The organism is Streptomyces sp. NBC_00090 (assembly GCF_045160815.1).
Lineage (GTDB): Bacteria > Actinomycetota > Actinomycetes > Streptomycetales > Streptomycetaceae > Streptomyces.
The window spans coordinates 7,375,763-7,391,754 of sequence record NZ_CP108224.1 but is presented as its reverse complement, the minus strand read 5'-3'; the positions used below and the strand labels follow the sequence as shown (position 1 = coordinate 7,391,754).

14 protein-coding genes are annotated in these 15,992 nt (G+C 73.0%); 4 read left to right on the top strand and 10 right to left on the bottom strand.

Going from position 1 to position 15,992, the window contains the following annotated elements; all coding sequences use genetic code 11:
• Positions 1-9 precede the first annotated feature (9 nt).
• Together OG361_RS32960 and OG361_RS32955 are read right to left on the bottom strand one after the other, a co-directional pair.
• Positions 10-1,647 (bottom strand): ABC-F family ATP-binding cassette domain-containing protein, encoded by a 1,638-nt coding sequence (locus OG361_RS32960; RefSeq protein WP_405859373.1) that lies wholly within the window; start codon positions 1,645-1,647, stop codon positions 10-12.
• Between the two features lie 77 nt (positions 1,648-1,724).
• On the bottom strand, positions 1,725-2,273 hold the full coding sequence (locus OG361_RS32955) for a hypothetical protein (protein WP_405859371.1): 549 nt from the start codon (positions 2,271-2,273) through the stop codon (positions 1,725-1,727).
• Positions 2,274-2,355: 82 nt separating this feature from the next.
• Here OG361_RS32955 and OG361_RS32950 point away from each other — a divergent pair, with 82 nt between their 5' ends.
• Positions 2,356-3,312, top strand: coding sequence for an FAD-dependent oxidoreductase (locus OG361_RS32950; protein WP_405859369.1), 957 nt, complete (start codon positions 2,356-2,358; stop codon positions 3,310-3,312).
• A gap of 205 nt (positions 3,313-3,517) precedes the next feature.
• On the opposite strand, the gene OG361_RS32945 is transcribed toward OG361_RS32950, so the two are convergent.
• From OG361_RS32945 to OG361_RS32935, 3 genes are all read right to left on the bottom strand, one after another.
• A complete protein-coding gene (locus OG361_RS32945; RefSeq protein ID WP_405859367.1) occupies positions 3,518-3,820 on the bottom strand; it encodes a hypothetical protein in 303 nt (100 codons plus the stop codon).
• A gap of 118 nt (positions 3,821-3,938) precedes the next feature.
• The gene (locus tag OG361_RS32940; RefSeq protein ID WP_405859365.1) at positions 3,939-5,252 is read right to left on the bottom strand and encodes a M14 family metallocarboxypeptidase; all 1,314 of its coding nucleotides are present in this window, start codon (positions 5,250-5,252) and stop codon (positions 3,939-3,941) included.
• Positions 5,249-7,312 (bottom strand): Xaa-Pro dipeptidyl-peptidase, encoded by a 2,064-nt coding sequence (locus OG361_RS32935; protein WP_405859363.1) that lies wholly within the window; start codon positions 7,310-7,312, stop codon positions 5,249-5,251. The genes OG361_RS32940 and OG361_RS32935 overlap by 4 nt, the downstream gene beginning before the upstream one ends.
• 203 nt (positions 7,313-7,515) lie before the next feature.
• Here OG361_RS32935 and OG361_RS32930 point away from each other — a divergent pair, with 203 nt between their 5' ends.
• The gene (locus OG361_RS32930; protein WP_405859361.1) at positions 7,516-9,084 is read left to right on the top strand and encodes a M1 family metallopeptidase; all 1,569 of its coding nucleotides are present in this window, start codon (positions 7,516-7,518) and stop codon (positions 9,082-9,084) included.
• Between the two features lie 110 nt (positions 9,085-9,194).
• Here OG361_RS32930 and OG361_RS32925 read toward each other — a convergent pair whose 3' ends face one another.
• Together OG361_RS32925 and OG361_RS32920 are read right to left on the bottom strand one after the other, a co-directional pair.
• The gene (locus OG361_RS32925; RefSeq protein WP_405859359.1) at positions 9,195-10,079 is read right to left on the bottom strand and encodes an oxygenase MpaB family protein; all 885 of its coding nucleotides are present in this window, start codon (positions 10,077-10,079) and stop codon (positions 9,195-9,197) included.
• A 102-nt stretch (positions 10,080-10,181) separates the two neighbouring features.
• Positions 10,182-10,670: a hypothetical protein gene (locus OG361_RS32920; RefSeq protein ID WP_405859357.1), complete on the bottom strand. Its 489-nt coding sequence runs from the start codon at positions 10,668-10,670 to the stop codon at positions 10,182-10,184.
• 158 nt (positions 10,671-10,828) lie between these two features.
• On the opposite strand from OG361_RS32920, the gene sph reads away from it, so the two are divergent.
• A complete protein-coding gene (gene sph / locus OG361_RS32915; RefSeq protein ID WP_405859355.1) occupies positions 10,829-11,830 on the top strand; it encodes a sphingomyelin phosphodiesterase in 1,002 nt (333 codons plus the stop codon).
• Positions 11,831-11,852: 22 nt separating this feature from the next.
• Here sph and OG361_RS32910 read toward each other — a convergent pair whose 3' ends face one another.
• Positions 11,853-12,362, bottom strand: coding sequence for a hypothetical protein (locus OG361_RS32910; protein ID WP_384569423.1), 510 nt, complete (start codon positions 12,360-12,362; stop codon positions 11,853-11,855).
• A 95-nt stretch (positions 12,363-12,457) separates the two neighbouring features.
• Complete coding sequence (locus OG361_RS32905) at positions 12,458-12,940, bottom strand: macro domain-containing protein (protein WP_405859353.1); 483 nt, start codon at positions 12,938-12,940, stop codon at positions 12,458-12,460.
• Between the two features lie 123 nt (positions 12,941-13,063).
• On the opposite strand from OG361_RS32905, the gene OG361_RS32900 reads away from it, so the two are divergent.
• Positions 13,064-13,801 (top strand): MerR family transcriptional regulator, encoded by a 738-nt coding sequence (locus OG361_RS32900; RefSeq protein ID WP_405859351.1) that lies wholly within the window; start codon positions 13,064-13,066, stop codon positions 13,799-13,801.
• Here the strand turns inward: OG361_RS32900 and OG361_RS32895 are convergent.
• Positions 13,788-15,971, bottom strand: a complete 2,184-nt coding sequence (locus tag OG361_RS32895; protein ID WP_405859349.1) for a 3-hydroxyacyl-CoA dehydrogenase NAD-binding domain-containing protein — start codon at positions 15,969-15,971, stop codon at positions 13,788-13,790. The genes OG361_RS32900 and OG361_RS32895 overlap by 14 nt on opposite strands.
• Positions 15,972-15,992: the final 21 nt, after the last annotated feature.

The window sequence follows — 15,992 nt, the reverse complement described above, 5'->3', positions numbered from 1 at the left end:
AGGCCGCCATCAGAGCTCGGTGACCTTGCCGTCGGCGACCTCGATGCGGCGGGTGGTGCGGACGGCGTCGAGCATGCGCCGGTCGTGGGTGACCAGGAGCAGGGTGCCGGTGTACGAGTCGAGGGCGGACTCCAGCTGCTCGATGGCCGGCAGGTCCAGGTGGTTGGTCGGCTCGTCGAGGACGAGCAGGTTCACCCCCCGGCCCTGGAGGAGCGCGAGCGCGGCGCGCGTCCGCTCGCCCGGGGAGAGCGTGGTGGCGGGCCGCAGGACGTGCTCGGCCTTCAGCCCGAACTTGGCGAGCAGGGTGCGGACCTCGGCGGGCTCCGTGTCGGGCACGGCCGCGCAGAACGCCTCCAGGAGCTTCTCGGTGCCGTGGAAGAGCTTGCGCGCCTGGTCGACCTCGCCGACGACGACGCCCGAGCCGACGACCGTGTCGCCGGAGTCCAGCGGGAGCCGGCCCAGCAGGGCGGCGAGCAGCGTCGACTTCCCGGCGCCGTTGGCGCCGGTGACGGCGACCCGGTCGGCCCAGTCGATCTGGAGCGTGACGGGTCCGAAGGCGAAGTCGCCGCGGCGCACCTCGGCCTCGCGCAGGGTCGCCACCACCGAGCCGGAGCGCGGGGCGGCGGCGATCTCCATGCGCAGCTCCCACTCCTTGCGGGGCTCCTCGACGACGTCGAGGCGCTCGATCATGCGCTGGGTCTGCCGTGCCTTGGCGGCCTGCTTCTCGCTGGCCTCGCTGCGGGCGTTGCGGCCGAGCTTGTCGCCGTCGGTGGCCTTGCGGCGGGCGTTCTTGACGCCCTTGTCCATCCAGGACCGCTGCATGTGGCCGCGCGCTTCGAGGGCGGCCCTCTTGCCGGCGTACTCCTCGAAGTCCTCGCGCGCGTGGCGCCGGGCGGTGTCGCGCTCGTCGAGGTACGCGTCGTAACCGCCGCCGTACAGGGTGATCTGCTGCTGGGCGAGGTCCAGCTCGAGGACCTTGGTGACGGTGCGGGTGAGGAACTCGCGGTCGTGGCTGATGACGACCGTCCCGGCGCGCAACCCCTTCACGAAGGTCTCCAGGCGCTCCAGACCGTCGAGGTCCAGGTCGTTGGTGGGCTCGTCGAGCAGGAAGACGTCGTAGCGGGAGAGGAGGAGCGAGGCGAGGCCGGCGCGGGCGGCCTGGCCGCCGGAGAGCGAGGTCATCGGCTGGTCGAGTCCGACGGTGAGCCCGAGGGAGTCGGCGACCTCCTCGGCGCGCTCGTCGAGGTCGGCGCCGCCGAGGTTCAGCCAGCGCTCCAGCGTCGTCGCGTACGCGTCGTCGGCGCCGGGCGTCCCGTCGACGAGGCCCTGGGTGGCCTCGTCCATGGCGGTCTGGGCGGCGGAGACGCCGGTGCGGCGGGCGAGGAACTCGCGCACGGTCTCCCCGGCGCGCCGCTCGGGCTCCTGCGGGAGGTGGCCGACGCCGGCGGTGGGCGGGGAGAGCCGCAGCTCGCCCTCCTCCGGGGCGTCGAGCCCGGCGAGCAGCCGCAGCAGCGTGGACTTTCCGGCGCCGTTGACGCCGACGAGGCCGATGACGTCACCGGGGGCGACGACGAGGTCGAGCCCGGCGAAGAGGGTGCGTTCGCCGTGGCCGGCGGCGAGGTCCTTGGCGACGAGGGTTGCAGTCATGAGGGTACGAATCCTAGGCGACGGCGGGGGCGCGCCGACCGGCACGCCCTCACCCCGGCGGGAGCGGGTCCGCCCGGTCAGGCGGCGGTGGTCGCCGCGAGCCGTACGTGCGGGGGCCCGGCCGCCGGGTCGTCGAGGAGACGGAGGAGGACGGCCCGGTAGGTGTCGCCGTGGAAGCGGTACGGGCCGACGCCCGGGTAGCCGTCGCGCTCCAGGTCTACGGGGTCGCCCGGGCCGCCGGGTACGGGTCGGCCGGGTCCGGGTCCGGCGGGTCCGGGTCCGGTGGGTCCGGGTCCGGTGGTCTGCCAGGCGAAGTCGCGCCAGACGACGTCCTCGCCGTCGCGTTCGACGAAGGCGGTGACGCTGCCGCAGCCGGGGTCCACGCACTCGGGGCAGGAGTACACGGTGCGGCGGCGTCCGGCGGCGTGCGGGGGCTCGGCGTCGAGGAGCAGCGCGTGGACGTGCTCGGCGCGGACGACGGGCGGGAGGTCCGAGGCCAGCGGCGAGACGGCGTCGACACCCTCGACCTCGTCGAGCCGGTGGAGCAGGGGCCTGCCGTCGACCACGAGATCGGGGGTGTCGCGGTGAGGGCCGGTGAGATCGAAGGTCGTGTACGCGGGCGGCATGAAGGAAGTATTTCCCCGGTCCGGGGCCCGTTCCATGGCTGTGGAGTCCCGGAAATGTCCCGGTCCCGGTACGGTCCCGGCCATGGACAGCGACGTGATCGTGGTGGGCGGCGGGGTCATCGGGCTGACGACGGCGGTGACCCTCGCCGAGCGTGGACTCCGGGTGCGGATCTGGTCACGGGACGACGTGACGGCGACGACCTCGGCGGTGGCGGGTGCCCTGTGGTGGCCCTACCGGATCGAGCCCGCGGCGGAGGTCGGCGCGTGGGCGCTCGCCTCGCTCCGGGTCTACGGGGAGCTGGCGGCCGATCCGGAGCGCACGGGGGTGCGGTGGGTGGCCGGGGTCCACGCGGACACGGTCCTGGACGGTCTCGGCGCGTGGGCGAAGGAGGTGCCGGGGCTGCGCCGGCTGGCTCCGGAGGAGGTGCCGGGGCCGTACGGCACGGGTCTCGCGGCCCGGCTGCCGCTCATCGACATGCCGGTCCATCTGACGTGGCTGCGGGGCCGGTTCGAGGCCGCGGGCGGGGTCTTCGAGCGGCGTACGGTCACCGGGTTCGAGGAGGCGGCGGCGCGGGCGCGGGTGGTCGTCGACTGCGCGGGGTTCGGTGCGCGGGAGCTCGTGCCGGACGCCGGACTGCGGCCGGTGCGGGGGCAGTTGGTGCTCGTGGAGAACCCGGGCGTCGAGGAGTGGTTCACGTCTCCGGACGCCGGGGCGGGCGAGGCGACGTACTTCTTCCCGCAGCCGGGGCGGCTGGTGCTCGGCGGTACGACCGAGGAGGGCGCGGAGGGGCTCGACCCCGATCCGGCGACGGCGGCGGCGATCGTCGCGCGGTGCGCGCGGGTCCGGCCGGAGATCGCGGGGGCGCGGGTCCTCGGGCACCGGGTGGGGCTGCGGCCCGCGCGAATGGGTGGCGTGCGGATCGAGGCGGTGCCGCTGCCGGGCGGAGGCCGGTTGGTGCACCACTACGGGCACGGGGGCGCGGGGGTGACGGTGGCCTGGGGCTGCGCGGAGCGGGCGGCGGAGTTGGCGTTCGGCTGAGCGGGCGGCGGAGCCCCGGCGTAGGGCCGAGGGGGCGACGGGGCCGGCGTACGGCTGAGCGGGCGGTGAAGCCCCGTAGGGCCGAGCGGGCGGCGGAGCCGGCGTACGGCCGGCCTCGCGGCCGTCCCGGGGCGGATGCGACCCGCCCCGGAAAAGGCGCGGGGCGGGTACGACCCCCCGGACCGTACCCGCCCCGCGTGACCCGCTACTGCCAGAGCGGCGGGCGGCTGTTGTTCTCCGCGTCGGCGCACTGCTTGGCGCGGCGCTCCAGGGCGTCGGCGCGGGCGATGGCCTTGCGGGCCTCCGTCGTGGCGCCGAGGCGCTTGAGCTGGTTCGCCCGGTCGCGCTCCTTGCGGGCGTCGGTCCGCAGCTTGTTGATGTTGCAGCTGATCGTGGCCGCGGACGCGGGCTCGGCGGTGGCCGTCTGCCCGAGCAGCACGCCTCCGGCGAGCAGCGTCGTGGCGAGCACGGCCGTCAGGGTGCGGCGCAGGGACGTCGCGTGGTGCATGGTGGTTCTCCAACTTCCCGGCCTTGTGAGCCGGTTCGAGGCATGGTCAGTACCGGTCGGTAACTTTACCTGCCCGGAAGTCGGTTTCACGCCATTGGCCGTACCCGGCACCCGACCGTCAACATTCCTTCACAGGACTCCCACTGACGAGGTGATAGGTGGCCCGCGCGTCGAGGAGCAGGGGGACGAGCGCGCGCTGCGACTGCCGCAGCGGCACGAACACCCCGGCACCGTCCGGCCGGACGGTGACTCCGTGCAGGGCGAGTTCGTCGCCCGCCTCGGCGTACTGCGCGGCGTCCAGGCGGTAGCCGCACGGCGGGTCGGCGAGGATCTCCTCCGGCTCCGGCGGGTCGTTGTCGGCGCCGCCGAGGAAGACCGGCCCCCGGTCGGCGAATCCGGTGTGCCGGGCGGCCGCCGTGGCCGCCGTGAGCGGCCCGCGCCGCTCGTCGACATAGGCGAACGCACCTTCCAGAGCGACCCGTTGGGTGGCGACGCGCCGCCGGTGATTGCGGGCCGGGTCGTTCTTCTCCGCCTCGTCGAGCGCGTCCACCCGGGTCTCGACGAGCAGGCCGGCGGAGTGTTTGATGCCGGCCGTGTTGCGCAGGATCCGCTCCTGGCCGTCGCCCGCGACCTGCTTGACCGGCTTGCCGGTGAGCGGGTCGGTCCAGATGCCGTAGATGCCGGTGCTGTATCCGGCGAGCCCGGCGGCGGGCCGGACGTAGGACTCCGAGAGCGTCCGGGACTCGTCGTGGACGTGCGGGTCGGCGTCGAGGCTGCGGGGCCAGAGGGCGAGCAGCTCCTTCTCGTAGTACCGCGGAGTGGCTCCGTACTCGTGCAGGTCGTAGACGAGTTCGGGGCGCCGGTCGCGGATCACGGCGGCCACGGCCCGCGCCTCGGCGGTGCGCAGGGCGATGTGGTCGCGGTTGACGTCGATGCCGTCGCCGTTGCCCCGGGTGTCGGCCTCCCGGCCGTCGGGGTTGGCGGTGGGGACGACGAGGAGGGTGGTACGGGCGAGGAAGCGCCGGGTCTCCGCGTCCTGCGCCTGGGAGAGGTCGCGCAGCACGCTCAGGCAGGCCTCGCGGCCCGCGGGTTCGTCGCCGTGCTGGCTGCAGACGAGGAGGACGGTGGTGCCGGTGCGGCCCGTGCCGAGGGTGGCGAGCCGCAGCGGCCTGCCCTGCGCCGTGGTGCCGATCGTGCGGACCGACACCCGGTCGCTCCCCCGGTCGACGGCCGCGAGGAAGTCCCGTTCCTCGGCCTCCGTGGTCCACCGGGCCCCGTGGCTCGTCTCGAAGCCGGTGTGCGGGAGCGGGGGCCGGGACGCGCTGTCCGCCGCCTTGGCGGGGACGGTGACGAGCGGCAGGGTGAGGGCGGCGGCGCCCGCCGCGAGGGCGAGCACGCGGCGCGAACTGCGGTGTGCGGTAAGGAATCTCATCGGGCCGCTCCGGTGCCGGGGAGTCGCGGTCCGGTGACCCCGGCCGGCGGTACGGAGCCGCTCAGCCACGGTGCGGCGGTGGGCGGTGCGAGCACCGAGGGGGCCGGTCCCGTCGTCGCCCGGGCGAAGGCGTCCGCACCGCCGACCAGCGGCAGCTTCGCCCAGGTACGGGCGAGGTCGAGCGTCAGGGTCGGTGTCGTCGACGGAGGGTCGAGCAGGTCCCTGTCGGTACCGCCGACGATCAGGGCGAGGCGGTGGCCCGCGGGCACGACGTGGTCGGTGGCGGCGAGCCGGATCGTCATGGTGTACGCCCTGCCGGGGGTCAGCGGCCGCTCCTGACGGGGGTCCGCCCAGGTGCCGAGGTCGGCCCAGCCGCGGCTGACGACCGTGAAGCCGACGTCCGCCGTGCGGGCCCGGGTCTCCTTGAAGCAGGCGCTGTCGCCGGGGGCGCTGGCGCCCCAGCAGGTGCGGTCGGTCAGCGTGGTGATGCCCTCCCCCGCCGCCGCGTAGTCGCGGATCGTGTCCGGGCCGAGGTCGACGAGGACGGCGGAGAGGTGCGCGGTGGCGGTCGTCGGGGTGGCGGTGACCGTCACCTTGGAGGAGCCGGAGATCCGCAGCTCACGGGAGAGCGGACGGGTGACGAACCCGGCCTTCTCGGGGGTCGTGCCGTCGATCCGGGCCGCCCAGTCGGTCTCTCCGAGGCTCGGGTCGTCGGTGAAGGTCTCGGTGCTGCCGGGTGCCGCCGGGCTCCGGCCGAGGGTGCCGACGCCGGGTGCGGCGCCCGGGGCGGGTCGCAGGGTGGTGGTCCCGGTGACGCGCGGCGGCCAGTGCCGGTCGGTGGTCCAGCGGTCCGGGGCGCGCTCGATGTCGGCGACCGGCTCGCGGTCGATGCCGTTGTCGTAACCGAGGAGGTAGTGGTCGAACCAGCGGTGGAGGGTGCGGACCCAGTCGGCGCGCCGGAAGTCGAAGGGATCGACGTGGCCGGTCTGGGAGAGCCAGATCTTCCGCTCGACGCCCCGGGCGCCGAGCGCGTCCCACCACTGGCCGAACTGGTTGGCGCGGACGTTCAGGTCCTGCTGTCCGTGGACGACGAAGACGCTGGCCTTCACCTTGGAGGCGTCCCGCACATGGTCGCGCTCGCTCCAGGCGGGGGTCCAGTCGCCGCTGTAGGGGGTGGCCTCGGTGATCCGGTCCTGGACGGCTCCGCAGCGGGCCCGCGCGTCGGGGCTGTTCACGTAGTCGGAGAGCCAGCTCGGGTTGGCGTTGTAGAGCGGGGCGCCCTGGGAGTGGAAGTAGTCGTACCAGGAGGAGATGGCTCCGATCGGAACGATCGTTTTCAGCCCTTCGACGCCGGTGGCGGCCACGCCGTTGGCGATGGTGCCGTCCCAGCTCTTGCCGATCATGCCGACGTTGCCGGTGCTCCAGCCGGTGGCGGCGGCCCGGCCTGTGCCGGTGCGGGTGGTGTAGCCGTGGGCGCGGCCGTTCAGCCAGTCGACGACGGCCTTGGCGGACCGGACGTCGGAGCGGCCGCCGACGTCGTCGCAGCCGTCGGAGCGGTTGGTGCCGGCGAGGTCGACGGCGACGAAGGCGTAGCCACGCGGGACGAAGTAGTTGTCGTAGAAGAGCGGGAACTGGACGGGGTTCCCGTCGGCGTCGTAGGTCTTCTTCTGGCCCTCGTTGCCGCGTCCGCAGCAGGCGTAGTACGGGCTGGCGTCCATGATGACCGGGATCTTCCGGCCGGCCGCGGCGGGCTCCCGGGGACGGACGATGTCGACGGCGACCCGGTCGCCGCGTCCGTCCCCGTCGCCGTCGAGTCCGGTGTCGACCCAGACGGACTCGCGGACGGCGTCGGCGTACGAGTGGACGGGCCGTGACTCGCGCACGGAGGCCGCGGATTCGGCGGCGGCCGCTGCCGCCCCGGAGGGCACGGCGGTCGCGGAAGGCTCGGGCTGCGCGCCGGCCGGGGTGACCAGGGTCGCGAGCAGGGCGGCCGTGGCCGCGGCCACGAGGGTTCCGTACGGCAGTCGGGCTCCGCGGGTTCTCCGCTTTCGCATCGGCATGGGCCGGAACGTACCCCGGTCAACTCCCGCGCAAAAGAGTGCCGGAGGGATTCGGGTGACGGACGGTTCATGTCGGCCGAATGGCGATCGTGTGACAGGGGGTCCTCTGGACGTGACGGTGCGTCGGGAGGCTGAATAGGGTCCGGAATAAGGACCGACGACCACCCGCGCGTCTTACGTTTCTTATGACTTGGGGAGCACCTGTGCACCGCAGAATCATCGTTCCGAGCGCCCTCGCGGCCTCCCTGCTGCTGGCGATCCCGGCATCGGCGGCCGATTTCGTCCCTGGGGCCCCGGGTATCGGCGACTCCTACTACCCCGCCAGCGGCAACGGCGGCTACGACGTCTCCCATTACGACCTGCGCCTGAAGTACCAGCCGGAGACCGACCTGCTCGAAGGCACGGCGACGATCCTCGCCACGACGAAGCAGAACCTGTCCCGGTTCAACCTCGACCTCGGTCTGAAGGTCAGCGAGGTCCGCGTCAACGGCCGCCTCGCGAAGTTCACCACCTCGGGCGACCACGAGCTGGAGGTCACCCCGGCCGCGCCCCTGGAGAAGAACAAGGCGATCTCGGTCGTCGTCCGCTACGCGGGCAAGCCCTCCGAGTTCAAGGTCGACGGCTGGTCGGCCTGGGCCCGCACCCCGGACGGCGGTGTCGCCGCGCAGGAGCCGGATTCGGCCATCTGGTGGTTCCCGTCCAACGACCACCCGCTGGACAAGGCCACCTTCGACGTCTCCGTCTCCGTGCCGGACGGCACCCAGGCCATCAGCAACGGCGTGCTCCAGTCGCAGTCCTCGCGGCTCGGCTGGACCCGCTTCAACTGGCGCTCCAACAAGCCGCAGGCGACCTACCTGGCCACGCTCGCCGTCGGCAGGTTCGACATCACGACGGACAGGACGGCGAACGGGCTGCCGGTCCTCAACGCGTACAGCAAGGACCTCGGCGACAACGCGGGCGCGGCGCGCGCCTCGATCGAGCGCACGACCGAGGTCGCGGAGTGGCTGGAGTCGGTCTTCGGGCCGTACCCCTTCAACTCCCTCGGCGGGTACGTGCCGAACGTGACCAGCGGTTACGCCCTGGAGACGCAGACCCGCCCGTTCTACAGCCCCCGGCAGTTCGCCAACGGCGCGAACGTGTCGGTGGTCGTCCACGAGCTGGCTCACCAGTGGTACGGCGACAGCGTCTCCGTACAGGACTGGAAGGACATCTGGGTCAACGAGGGCTTCGCCCGCTACAGCCAGTGGCTGTGGTCGGAGAAGGAGGGCGAGGGCACGGCGCAGGAGCTGGCGGACTACGTCTACGCCACGCGGACGGCCGAGGACCCGTTCTGGACGGTCAAGCCGGGTGACCCGGGCGCGGAGAACCAGTTCCACATCGCCGTCTACGACCGGGGCGCGCTGGCGCTGCAGGCGCTGCGCAACGAGATCGGCGACGAGGACTTCTTCGCGATCCTGAAGGGCTGGCCGCAGGAGTTCGCCTACGGCAACGCGCGCGTCGCCGACTTCGTGCGGTACGCGGAGCGCGTCTCCGGCAAGCCGCTGGCCGGGCTCTTCGACACCTGGCTGTACCAGCCGTCGAAGCCGTCCGCGCCGACGGCGGCCGCGGCCGGTCTCTCCGCCCCCGCGGCGGCGCCGGCAGCGGGTCCGGCCGCACGGTCGGCCGCCCCGTCGGCCGCTCCCCGGCCCGTGCAGCCGAAGTCGTGGAAGAAGATCGCGGCGACGAACACGGTCCACGACCACGACGAGCACCAGGGCCACGACAAGCACTGAGTCGGGCCGGGCCGGCGCCCCGGGGGTACACACCCGGGGCGCGCGTCCGGGGTACACACCCGGACCCACGTCCGGGGCCCGCATCACGGGCCCGCGTCAGAGGCCGTCCGTCAGCGCTTCGCGCGGCGGGCGGCCTCGCGCGCCTTCCGGGCCAGGGGCAGATAGCGCAGCCGCTCGGGGAGGACGGGGACCACGGCCCGGACGACCCGGGCGAACCGGCGCAGCGCCCGCTCCTGCTCCTCCGTCCACTCCAGGCCGATGGCCTCCCGGGCGTCCGGCGGCATCAGACCCACGGTGAGGAAGGCCCGCAGCCGCAGGAACGGGCGGCGCAGGACGGGCCAGAGGAGGCGGAGCGCGAGCCGCAGGGGCGGCGGCCCCCGGTCCGGGGCGGGCACCGGCAGGTCGGGGTCGAGCAGCTCCCGGACCACGACGGTGGCCTCCAGCTCCTCGGCGAGGACCTTCCGGTAGTACGGCCAGAAGGCCTCCACCGTCTGCGGCATGTCCCGGTCGTGGATGCCGAGGACGTGTCCGACCTGGAGCCACTCGGCGTACAGCTGCCGTTCCTGGGCCTCGGTGAGGGGGCGGGCGAGGAGGCCGAGCCCGTACCGGTAGACGGGGAAGCCGGTCGCGTGGACCCAGGAGTAGTAGGCGGGGGTGAGGGCGTGGTACGTGCGGCCGTGGGCGTCGGTGCCCCGGATGTCGCGGTGCAGTTTCCGCAGGCGGCGGCCTTCCTCGGCGGCCTCCTCGCCGCCGTACACCCAGAGCTGGACCGAGCGCAGGGAGCGTTCGCCGCGGCCCCAGGGGTCGGTGCGGAAGACGGAGTGCTCGTCGACCCCGGCGCCGATCGCGGGGTGGGCGACCTGCATGGCGAGGGCGGCGGGCAGCATGAGGAGCGCCCGGATGTCGCCGGCGACGCTCCACAGCACCCCGCCGACGGGCGGCGGTACGGGGTCGTCGACCGGGGCCCGGTCCGGGGTCTCCTGCGGGCGGCTCATGGGGCTGTTCTCCTCACACGTCCAGGCTGCACCCATGGCGAAGGGGCCGTCACCCGGGCGTTCCGCTGCCCGGGCGACGGCCCCTTCGTGGGGTCCGGTGGGTCAGCCGCGGTCGGCGCCGACCGGCTCGCCGACGATACGGCTGGCGAGGGCGTGGGCCCAGGCCTCGACGTCCGCGTTGAGCTCGCGCTCGGCGGCGGCGCGCTCGGCGGCGATCTTCGCGGAGCCGGCGGCGATGATGGCCTCGCGCTCGGCGTTGCCCTCGGCGCGGGCGGCGGCGATGGCGGCCGAGCCCTCCTCGGTGGCCCGGGAGCGGATGCGCGCGGCCTCGTGGCGGGCCTCGGCGAGCTCCGCCTCGTACTGCTCGCGGATCTGCGTGGCCTCGGAGCGCAGCTCGTCGGCGCGCTCGGTGCCGCCGTCGATGGCGTCCTCACGCTCGTCGAGGGTGCGCCGGATCTTGGGCAGGATCCCCTTGGCCAGGATGAGGAAGGTGAGCGCGAACAGCACCAGCCCGAGGATGAGCTCGGCCCAGACGGGGTTGAGAGGACCAAGGTCCATTTCGAAGACAGTGGGGTTACTGGCGAGGGTCATGCGCGCATTCTACCTGGCTCAAATGAGGACAATTCAGACACTGGGAAGAGAGTTGGCGCGCTCGTGCGCGCCCGTCAAGATTCCCGGCACCCAAAGGCTACCGGAAGGTAACCACGACTGATTGTATATGCGGCGCCAGTCCAACCCCCCACGTATCCATGGGAGTTCCTGTGTCCTTCGCCGCGCTCCGCCGCGCCCCCGGCGCCGCACTTTCCCTCGCGCTCGCCGCCGCCACCCTGGCGGCCACCGCACCGGCCGCGACCGCCACGACCGCGTCCGCCACCGAGACCCCGCGCCTGAAGGTGCTCAGCTACAACGCGTTCCTCTTCTCCAAGACGCTCTACCCGAACTGGGGACAGGACCACCGGGCGAAGGCGATCCCCGCCGCCTCCTTCTTCCAGGGGCAGGACGTGGTCGTGATCCAGGAGGCCTTCGACAACTCCTCCTCCGACGCGCTCAAGGCGAACGCCGCCGCGCAGTACCCGCACCAGACCCCGGTCATGGGCCGCAGCAAGACCGGCTGGGACGCCACCGGCGGGGCCTACTCGGCGACCACACCCGAGGACGGCGGGGTGACGATCTTCAGCAAGTGGCCGATCGTCCGCAAGGAGCAGTACGTGTACAAGGACGCCTGCGGCGCCGACTGGTACTCGAACAAGGGCTTCGTCTACACCGTCCTGGACGTCAACGGCAGCCGGGTCCACGTCGTCGGCACCCACGCCCAGTCCACCGACCCGGGCTGCTCGGCGGGCGAGGCGGCGCAGATGCGCAGCCGCCAGTTCAAGGCGATGGACGCCTTCCTCGACGCCAAGAACATCCCGGCGAACGAGCAGGTGATCGTCGCGGGCGACATGAACGTCGACTCGCACACGCCCGAGTACGGCACGATGCTCGCCGACGCCGGCCTGGTGGGGGCCGACGCCCGCACCGGCCACCCCTACTCCTTCGACACCGAGCTGAACTCGATCGCCTCCGAGCGCTACCCGGACGACCCGCGCGAGGACCTCGACTACGTCCTCCACCGCGCCGGGAACGCCCGCCCCGCCGGCTGGACCAACCACGTGGTCCTGGAGCAGAGCGCCCCGTGGACGGTCTCCAGCTGGGGCACGCGGTACACGTACACCAACCTCAGCGACCACTACCCGGTCACCGGCTTCTGACCGGAGCGGCGGCGGACTCGGCTCAGTAGCCGGACCCGCCGAAGAGGCTGTAGAGCCAGGCACCGAGCACACCGGCGACGCAGAGCAGCACGACGAAGGAACCCAGGCTCGTGTGCCGCCCCTTACGGGGCCGGCCGGGTCGGGCGGCACGCGCCGCCCGACCCGGCTTTCCCTGTCTCCCGGACGCTCCCGCCCGACCGGACCGACCGGACCGTCCCGACGGGACGGGGGCCGGCTCGGCGACCGCCGCGACGTCGGCGAGCAGGCTGCGGCAGACCGCCGCCAGCTCCGCCGTCCCGGCCGTCAGGTCGACGACCACCTCGGTACGGGCCGGGGCCGTGGTCCCCCCGTCGAGCAGCCGCCCGGCGCGCAGCAGCGCCTGGTCCTTGCCCCCGGTCGGACCGAGGCTTATCCAGCGGCCCACGTGCTCGCCCCGGATCACCACACCGCCGCCCCGTTCCCGGTAGACGGTGTGCTCCCGCCACAGGACCCCGGCCAACTCCGCGGCCGTCTCCCTGAGTTGCGTGTACATCTGACTCCCCTGTTTCCCGTTCCCCCGATTCGAACAGCCGCAGACTCTAGCCCCCACGAGCCCACATCCCCACCACCGCCCGCTCCCCGCGCCCCTTACCCGCCGAAGTCGTACACGGTGACCGGTATCCCCCGGTCCACCAGCCGCCGGACGACCAGCGGCTCGACCCGCGCCCAGGAGCCACCCGCGAGTCCGCATCCGATGCGCGGCATGTGCACCGAGGCCCCCAGCCCGGTCGCCCGGTCGGCCAGCAGCCCGAGCGCGGCGTCGATCGCCTCGTACCGCACGGGTACGCCGCTGCTCCGCCCGGTGCGCATCCCCCGCTGGCCCACCAGGTTGGCCACCCAGACGTACGACTCGACCTGGACGAACTGCGCGGCGCCGAGGCCGAAGTCGTTTCGCGCGCGGTCGCGGTGCCACTGCCGGTAGGCCGCCTCCGGCTCGCTCCAGCGGCGTGAGACCGCCAGGACGAAGCCCTTGCCCCAGCCCCCGAGATCGTTGCAGACGTGCGCGACGATCTTGACGCCCTTGGCGTGCGGTGCGGTCGCGTCCCCCCGGACGTACGTGATCCCGTTCATGTCGATCACGCTACGGGCCGCCACTGACAAGTGCCGCAGTCTTTTACACAGCTGGTGAGACAGCAATACTGTCCAAGTGACCCGGACAGGCGGGTCGGCGGCAGGGGAAGCGAGGCACCTCGGATGGGCGTCGGGAGCGACGAGGAGCACGAGCCGAGCTACACGGTCGACGAGCTGGCCGCGCGGGCCGGGGTCACGGTGCGGACCGTGCGGTTCTACGGGACCCGGGGGCTGCTGCCGCCGCCCGTCATCGGGGCCCGGCGGGTCGGACACTACGGGCCCGGGCATCTGGCGCGGCTCGCGCTGATCGAGGAGCTCCAGCGGCAGGGCATGACGCTGGCCGCTATCGAGCGGTACCTGGAGCAGCTGCCGGCCGATCTCAGCGAGCAGGACCTGGCCATCCACCGGGCCCTGGTCGCCTCCTGGGCGCCCGAGTCCGCCGAGGAGATCACCCTGCGCGAGCTGGAGCGGCGCGCCGGGCGGCCCCTGACCGAGCAGGACGTGGCCCGGCTCGCCGCGATGGGGGTGCTGGACCGGACCGGCGACGCCGACCTCTTCCGGCTCGACGGGACGCTGCTGCGGCTCGGGGTCGAGCTCCTCGACGTGCCGATCGAGCACGAGACGATCCTCGCCTCCCGAACCGTCCTCCTGGAGCACGCGCGCGCCGCCGCCCAGGAGCTCTCCCGGCTCTTCCGGGACGAGGTGTGGAACCCGTACCGGGAGAGCGCCGAGGACCCGGACCACCTCAACGCCATGCGGTCGCTCTCGGCCCATATGCAGCCGATGGTGGTCCAGGCCCTGGTCACGGCCTTCCAGCGCTCGCTCCGTGAGGAGCTGCGCGCCGCGTTCAGGAGTCGGTGAAGACCTCGCCGCGTTCGGCCTTCGCCACCAGGAGGGCCGGGGGCTCGAACCGCTCGCCGTAGGTCGCGGCCAGCTCACGCGCGCGTGCCGCGAATCCGGCGACACCGCCCTCGTAGCCGTTGATGTACTGGAGCACGCCGCCGGTCCAGGCCGGGAAGCCGATGCCCATGATGGAGCCGATGTTGGCGTCGGCGACCGAGGTCAGGACGCCCTCCTCCAGGAGCCGGACGGTGTCCAGGGCCTCGGAGAACAGCATCCGCTCCTGCATGTCGCGGAAGGGGATCTCGTACCCGGGCTTGGTGAAGTGCTCGCGCAGCCCGGGCCAGAGCTTCCCGCGCCTGCCGTCCTCCGCGTACTCGTAGAAGCCCGCGCCGCCGCTCCGTCCGGGGCGGCCGAACTCGTCGACCATGCGGTCGATCACGGCCTCGCCCGGGTGGGTGGCCCATGCGCCGCCGGCCTCCTCGATCGCGCGCCGGGTCTCGTTGCGGATCTTGCGGGGCAGGGTCAGGGTCAGCTCGTCCATGAGGGAGAGGACCTTGGCCGGGTAGCCGGCCTGGGCGGCGGCCTGCTCGACGGAGGCGGGCTCGATGCCCTCGCCGATCATGGCGACGCCCTCGTTGATGAAGTGGCCGATCACCCGGGAGGTGAAGAAGCCGCGCGAGTCGTTGACGACGATCGGGGTCTTGTTGATCTGCCGGACCAGGTCGAAGGCGCGGGCGAGGGCCTCGTCGCCGGTCTGCTCGCCCTTGATGATCTCGACGAGCGGCATCTTGTCGACGGGCGAGAAGAAGTGCAGGCCGATGAAGTCGGCCCGGCGCTCGACGCCCTCGGCGAGGACGGAGATCGGCAGGGTCGAGGTGTTGGAGCAGAGCAGCGCGTCGGGGGCGACGACGCCCTGGATCTCCTGGAAGACCTTGTGCTTGAGGGACGTGTCCTCGAAGACCGCCTCGATGACCGCGTCGCAGCCGGCGAGGGCCTGCGGGTCGGCGGTGGGGGTGATGCGGGCGAGGAGCGCGTCGGCCTTCTCCTGCGTCGTACGGCCCCGGGCGACTGCCTTGGCGCAGAGCTTCTCGCTGTAGGCCTTGCCCTTGGCGGCGGACTCGGCGGTGACGTCCTTGAGGACGACCTCGATCCCGGCGCGGGCGCAGGAGTACGCGATGCCGGCGCCCATCATGCCGGCGCCGAGGACGGCGACCTTGCGGACCTGGCGGGGCGCGACGCCCTTGGGGCGGCTGGCGCCGGAGTTGACGGCCTGGAGGTCGAAGAAGAACGCCTGGATCATGTTCTTCGCGGTCCGGCCGACGACCAGCTCGGTGAAGTACCGGCTCTCGATGGTCAGGGCCGTCTCGAAGTCGACCTGGGAGCCCTCGACGGCGGCGGCCATGATGGCGCGCGGCGCCGGGTAGGGCGCGCCGTTCAGCTGCTTGCGCAGGTTGGCCGGGAAGGCCGGGAGGTTGGCGGCGAACTTCGGGTTCGACGGGGTGCCGCCGGGGATCCGGTGGCCCGGGACGTCCCAGGGCTGGTGGGACTCGGGGTGCGCGTCGATGTAGGCGATGGCCTTGGCCATCATCTCCTCGGCTGTACGGGCCACCTCGTGGACGAGGCCGTTCTCGAGGGCACGCTTGGGGGTGTACTGGGTGCCCTGGAGCAGGACCTTGAGCAGGGCGTCGGTGATGCCCATGAGGCGTACGGTGCGGGCGACGCCGCCGCCGCCCGGCAGCAGGCCGAGGGTGACCTCGGGCAGGCCGATCTTGGAACCGGGGGCGTCGAGGGCGACGCGGTGGTGGGAGGCGAGGGCGATCTCGTAGCCGCCGCCGAGCGCGGCGCCGTTGATCGCGGCGACGACCGGCTTGCCGAGCTTCTCGATGCGGCGCAGGGCGTTCTTCATCTCGATGGCGCCGTCGAAGATGCCCTGCGCGTGCTCGGGGCCCGCCTTGACCATGTCCTTGAGGTCGCCGCCGGCGAAGAAGGTCTTCTTGGCGGAGGTGTAGATGATGCCCCGGATGGAGTCCTTCTCGGCCTCCACGCGGTCGGCGATCGCGGTGATCGAGGCCCGGAAGGCCTGGTTCATGGTGTTGGCGGACTGATCGGGGTCGTCGAGTACGAGGGTGACGATCCCGGTCTCGTCCTGCTCCCAGCGGATGGTGGAGCTCGTCGGCTGTGCGGTCATCGGGTGCTCTCCGTAAGAGGT

Bases quoted from the DNA above. Each gene is read 5' to 3' on its own strand.
- OG361_RS32910 (WP_384569423.1), bottom strand. From the start codon at position 12,362: ATGTACACGCAACTCAGGGAGACGGCCGCGGAGTTGGCCGGGGTCCTG.
- OG361_RS32905 (WP_405859353.1), bottom strand. From the start codon at position 12,940: ATGAACGGGATCACGTACGTCCGGGGGGACGCGACCGCACCGCACGCC.
- OG361_RS32955 (WP_405859371.1), bottom strand. From the start codon at position 2,273: ATGCCGCCCGCGTACACGACCTTCGATCTCACCGGCCCTCACCGCGAC.
- OG361_RS32940 (WP_405859365.1), bottom strand. From the start codon at position 5,252: ATGAGATTCCTTACCGCACACCGCAGTTCGCGCCGCGTGCTCGCCCTC.
- OG361_RS32900 (WP_405859351.1), top strand. From the start codon at position 13,064: ATGGGCGTCGGGAGCGACGAGGAGCACGAGCCGAGCTACACGGTCGAC.
- OG361_RS32920 (WP_405859357.1), bottom strand. From the start codon at position 10,670: ATGACCCTCGCCAGTAACCCCACTGTCTTCGAAATGGACCTTGGTCCT.
- OG361_RS32925 (WP_405859359.1), bottom strand. From the start codon at position 10,079: ATGAGCCGCCCGCAGGAGACCCCGGACCGGGCCCCGGTCGACGACCCC.
- OG361_RS32945 (WP_405859367.1), bottom strand. From the start codon at position 3,820: ATGCACCACGCGACGTCCCTGCGCCGCACCCTGACGGCCGTGCTCGCC.
- sph (WP_405859355.1), top strand. From the start codon at position 10,829: ATGGGAGTTCCTGTGTCCTTCGCCGCGCTCCGCCGCGCCCCCGGCGCC.
- OG361_RS32895 (WP_405859349.1), bottom strand. From the start codon at position 15,971: ATGACCGCACAGCCGACGAGCTCCACCATCCGCTGGGAGCAGGACGAG.
- OG361_RS32950 (WP_405859369.1), top strand. From the start codon at position 2,356: ATGGACAGCGACGTGATCGTGGTGGGCGGCGGGGTCATCGGGCTGACG.
- OG361_RS32935 (WP_405859363.1), bottom strand. From the start codon at position 7,312: ATGCCGATGCGAAAGCGGAGAACCCGCGGAGCCCGACTGCCGTACGGA.
- OG361_RS32960 (WP_405859373.1), bottom strand. From the start codon at position 1,647: ATGACTGCAACCCTCGTCGCCAAGGACCTCGCCGCCGGCCACGGCGAA.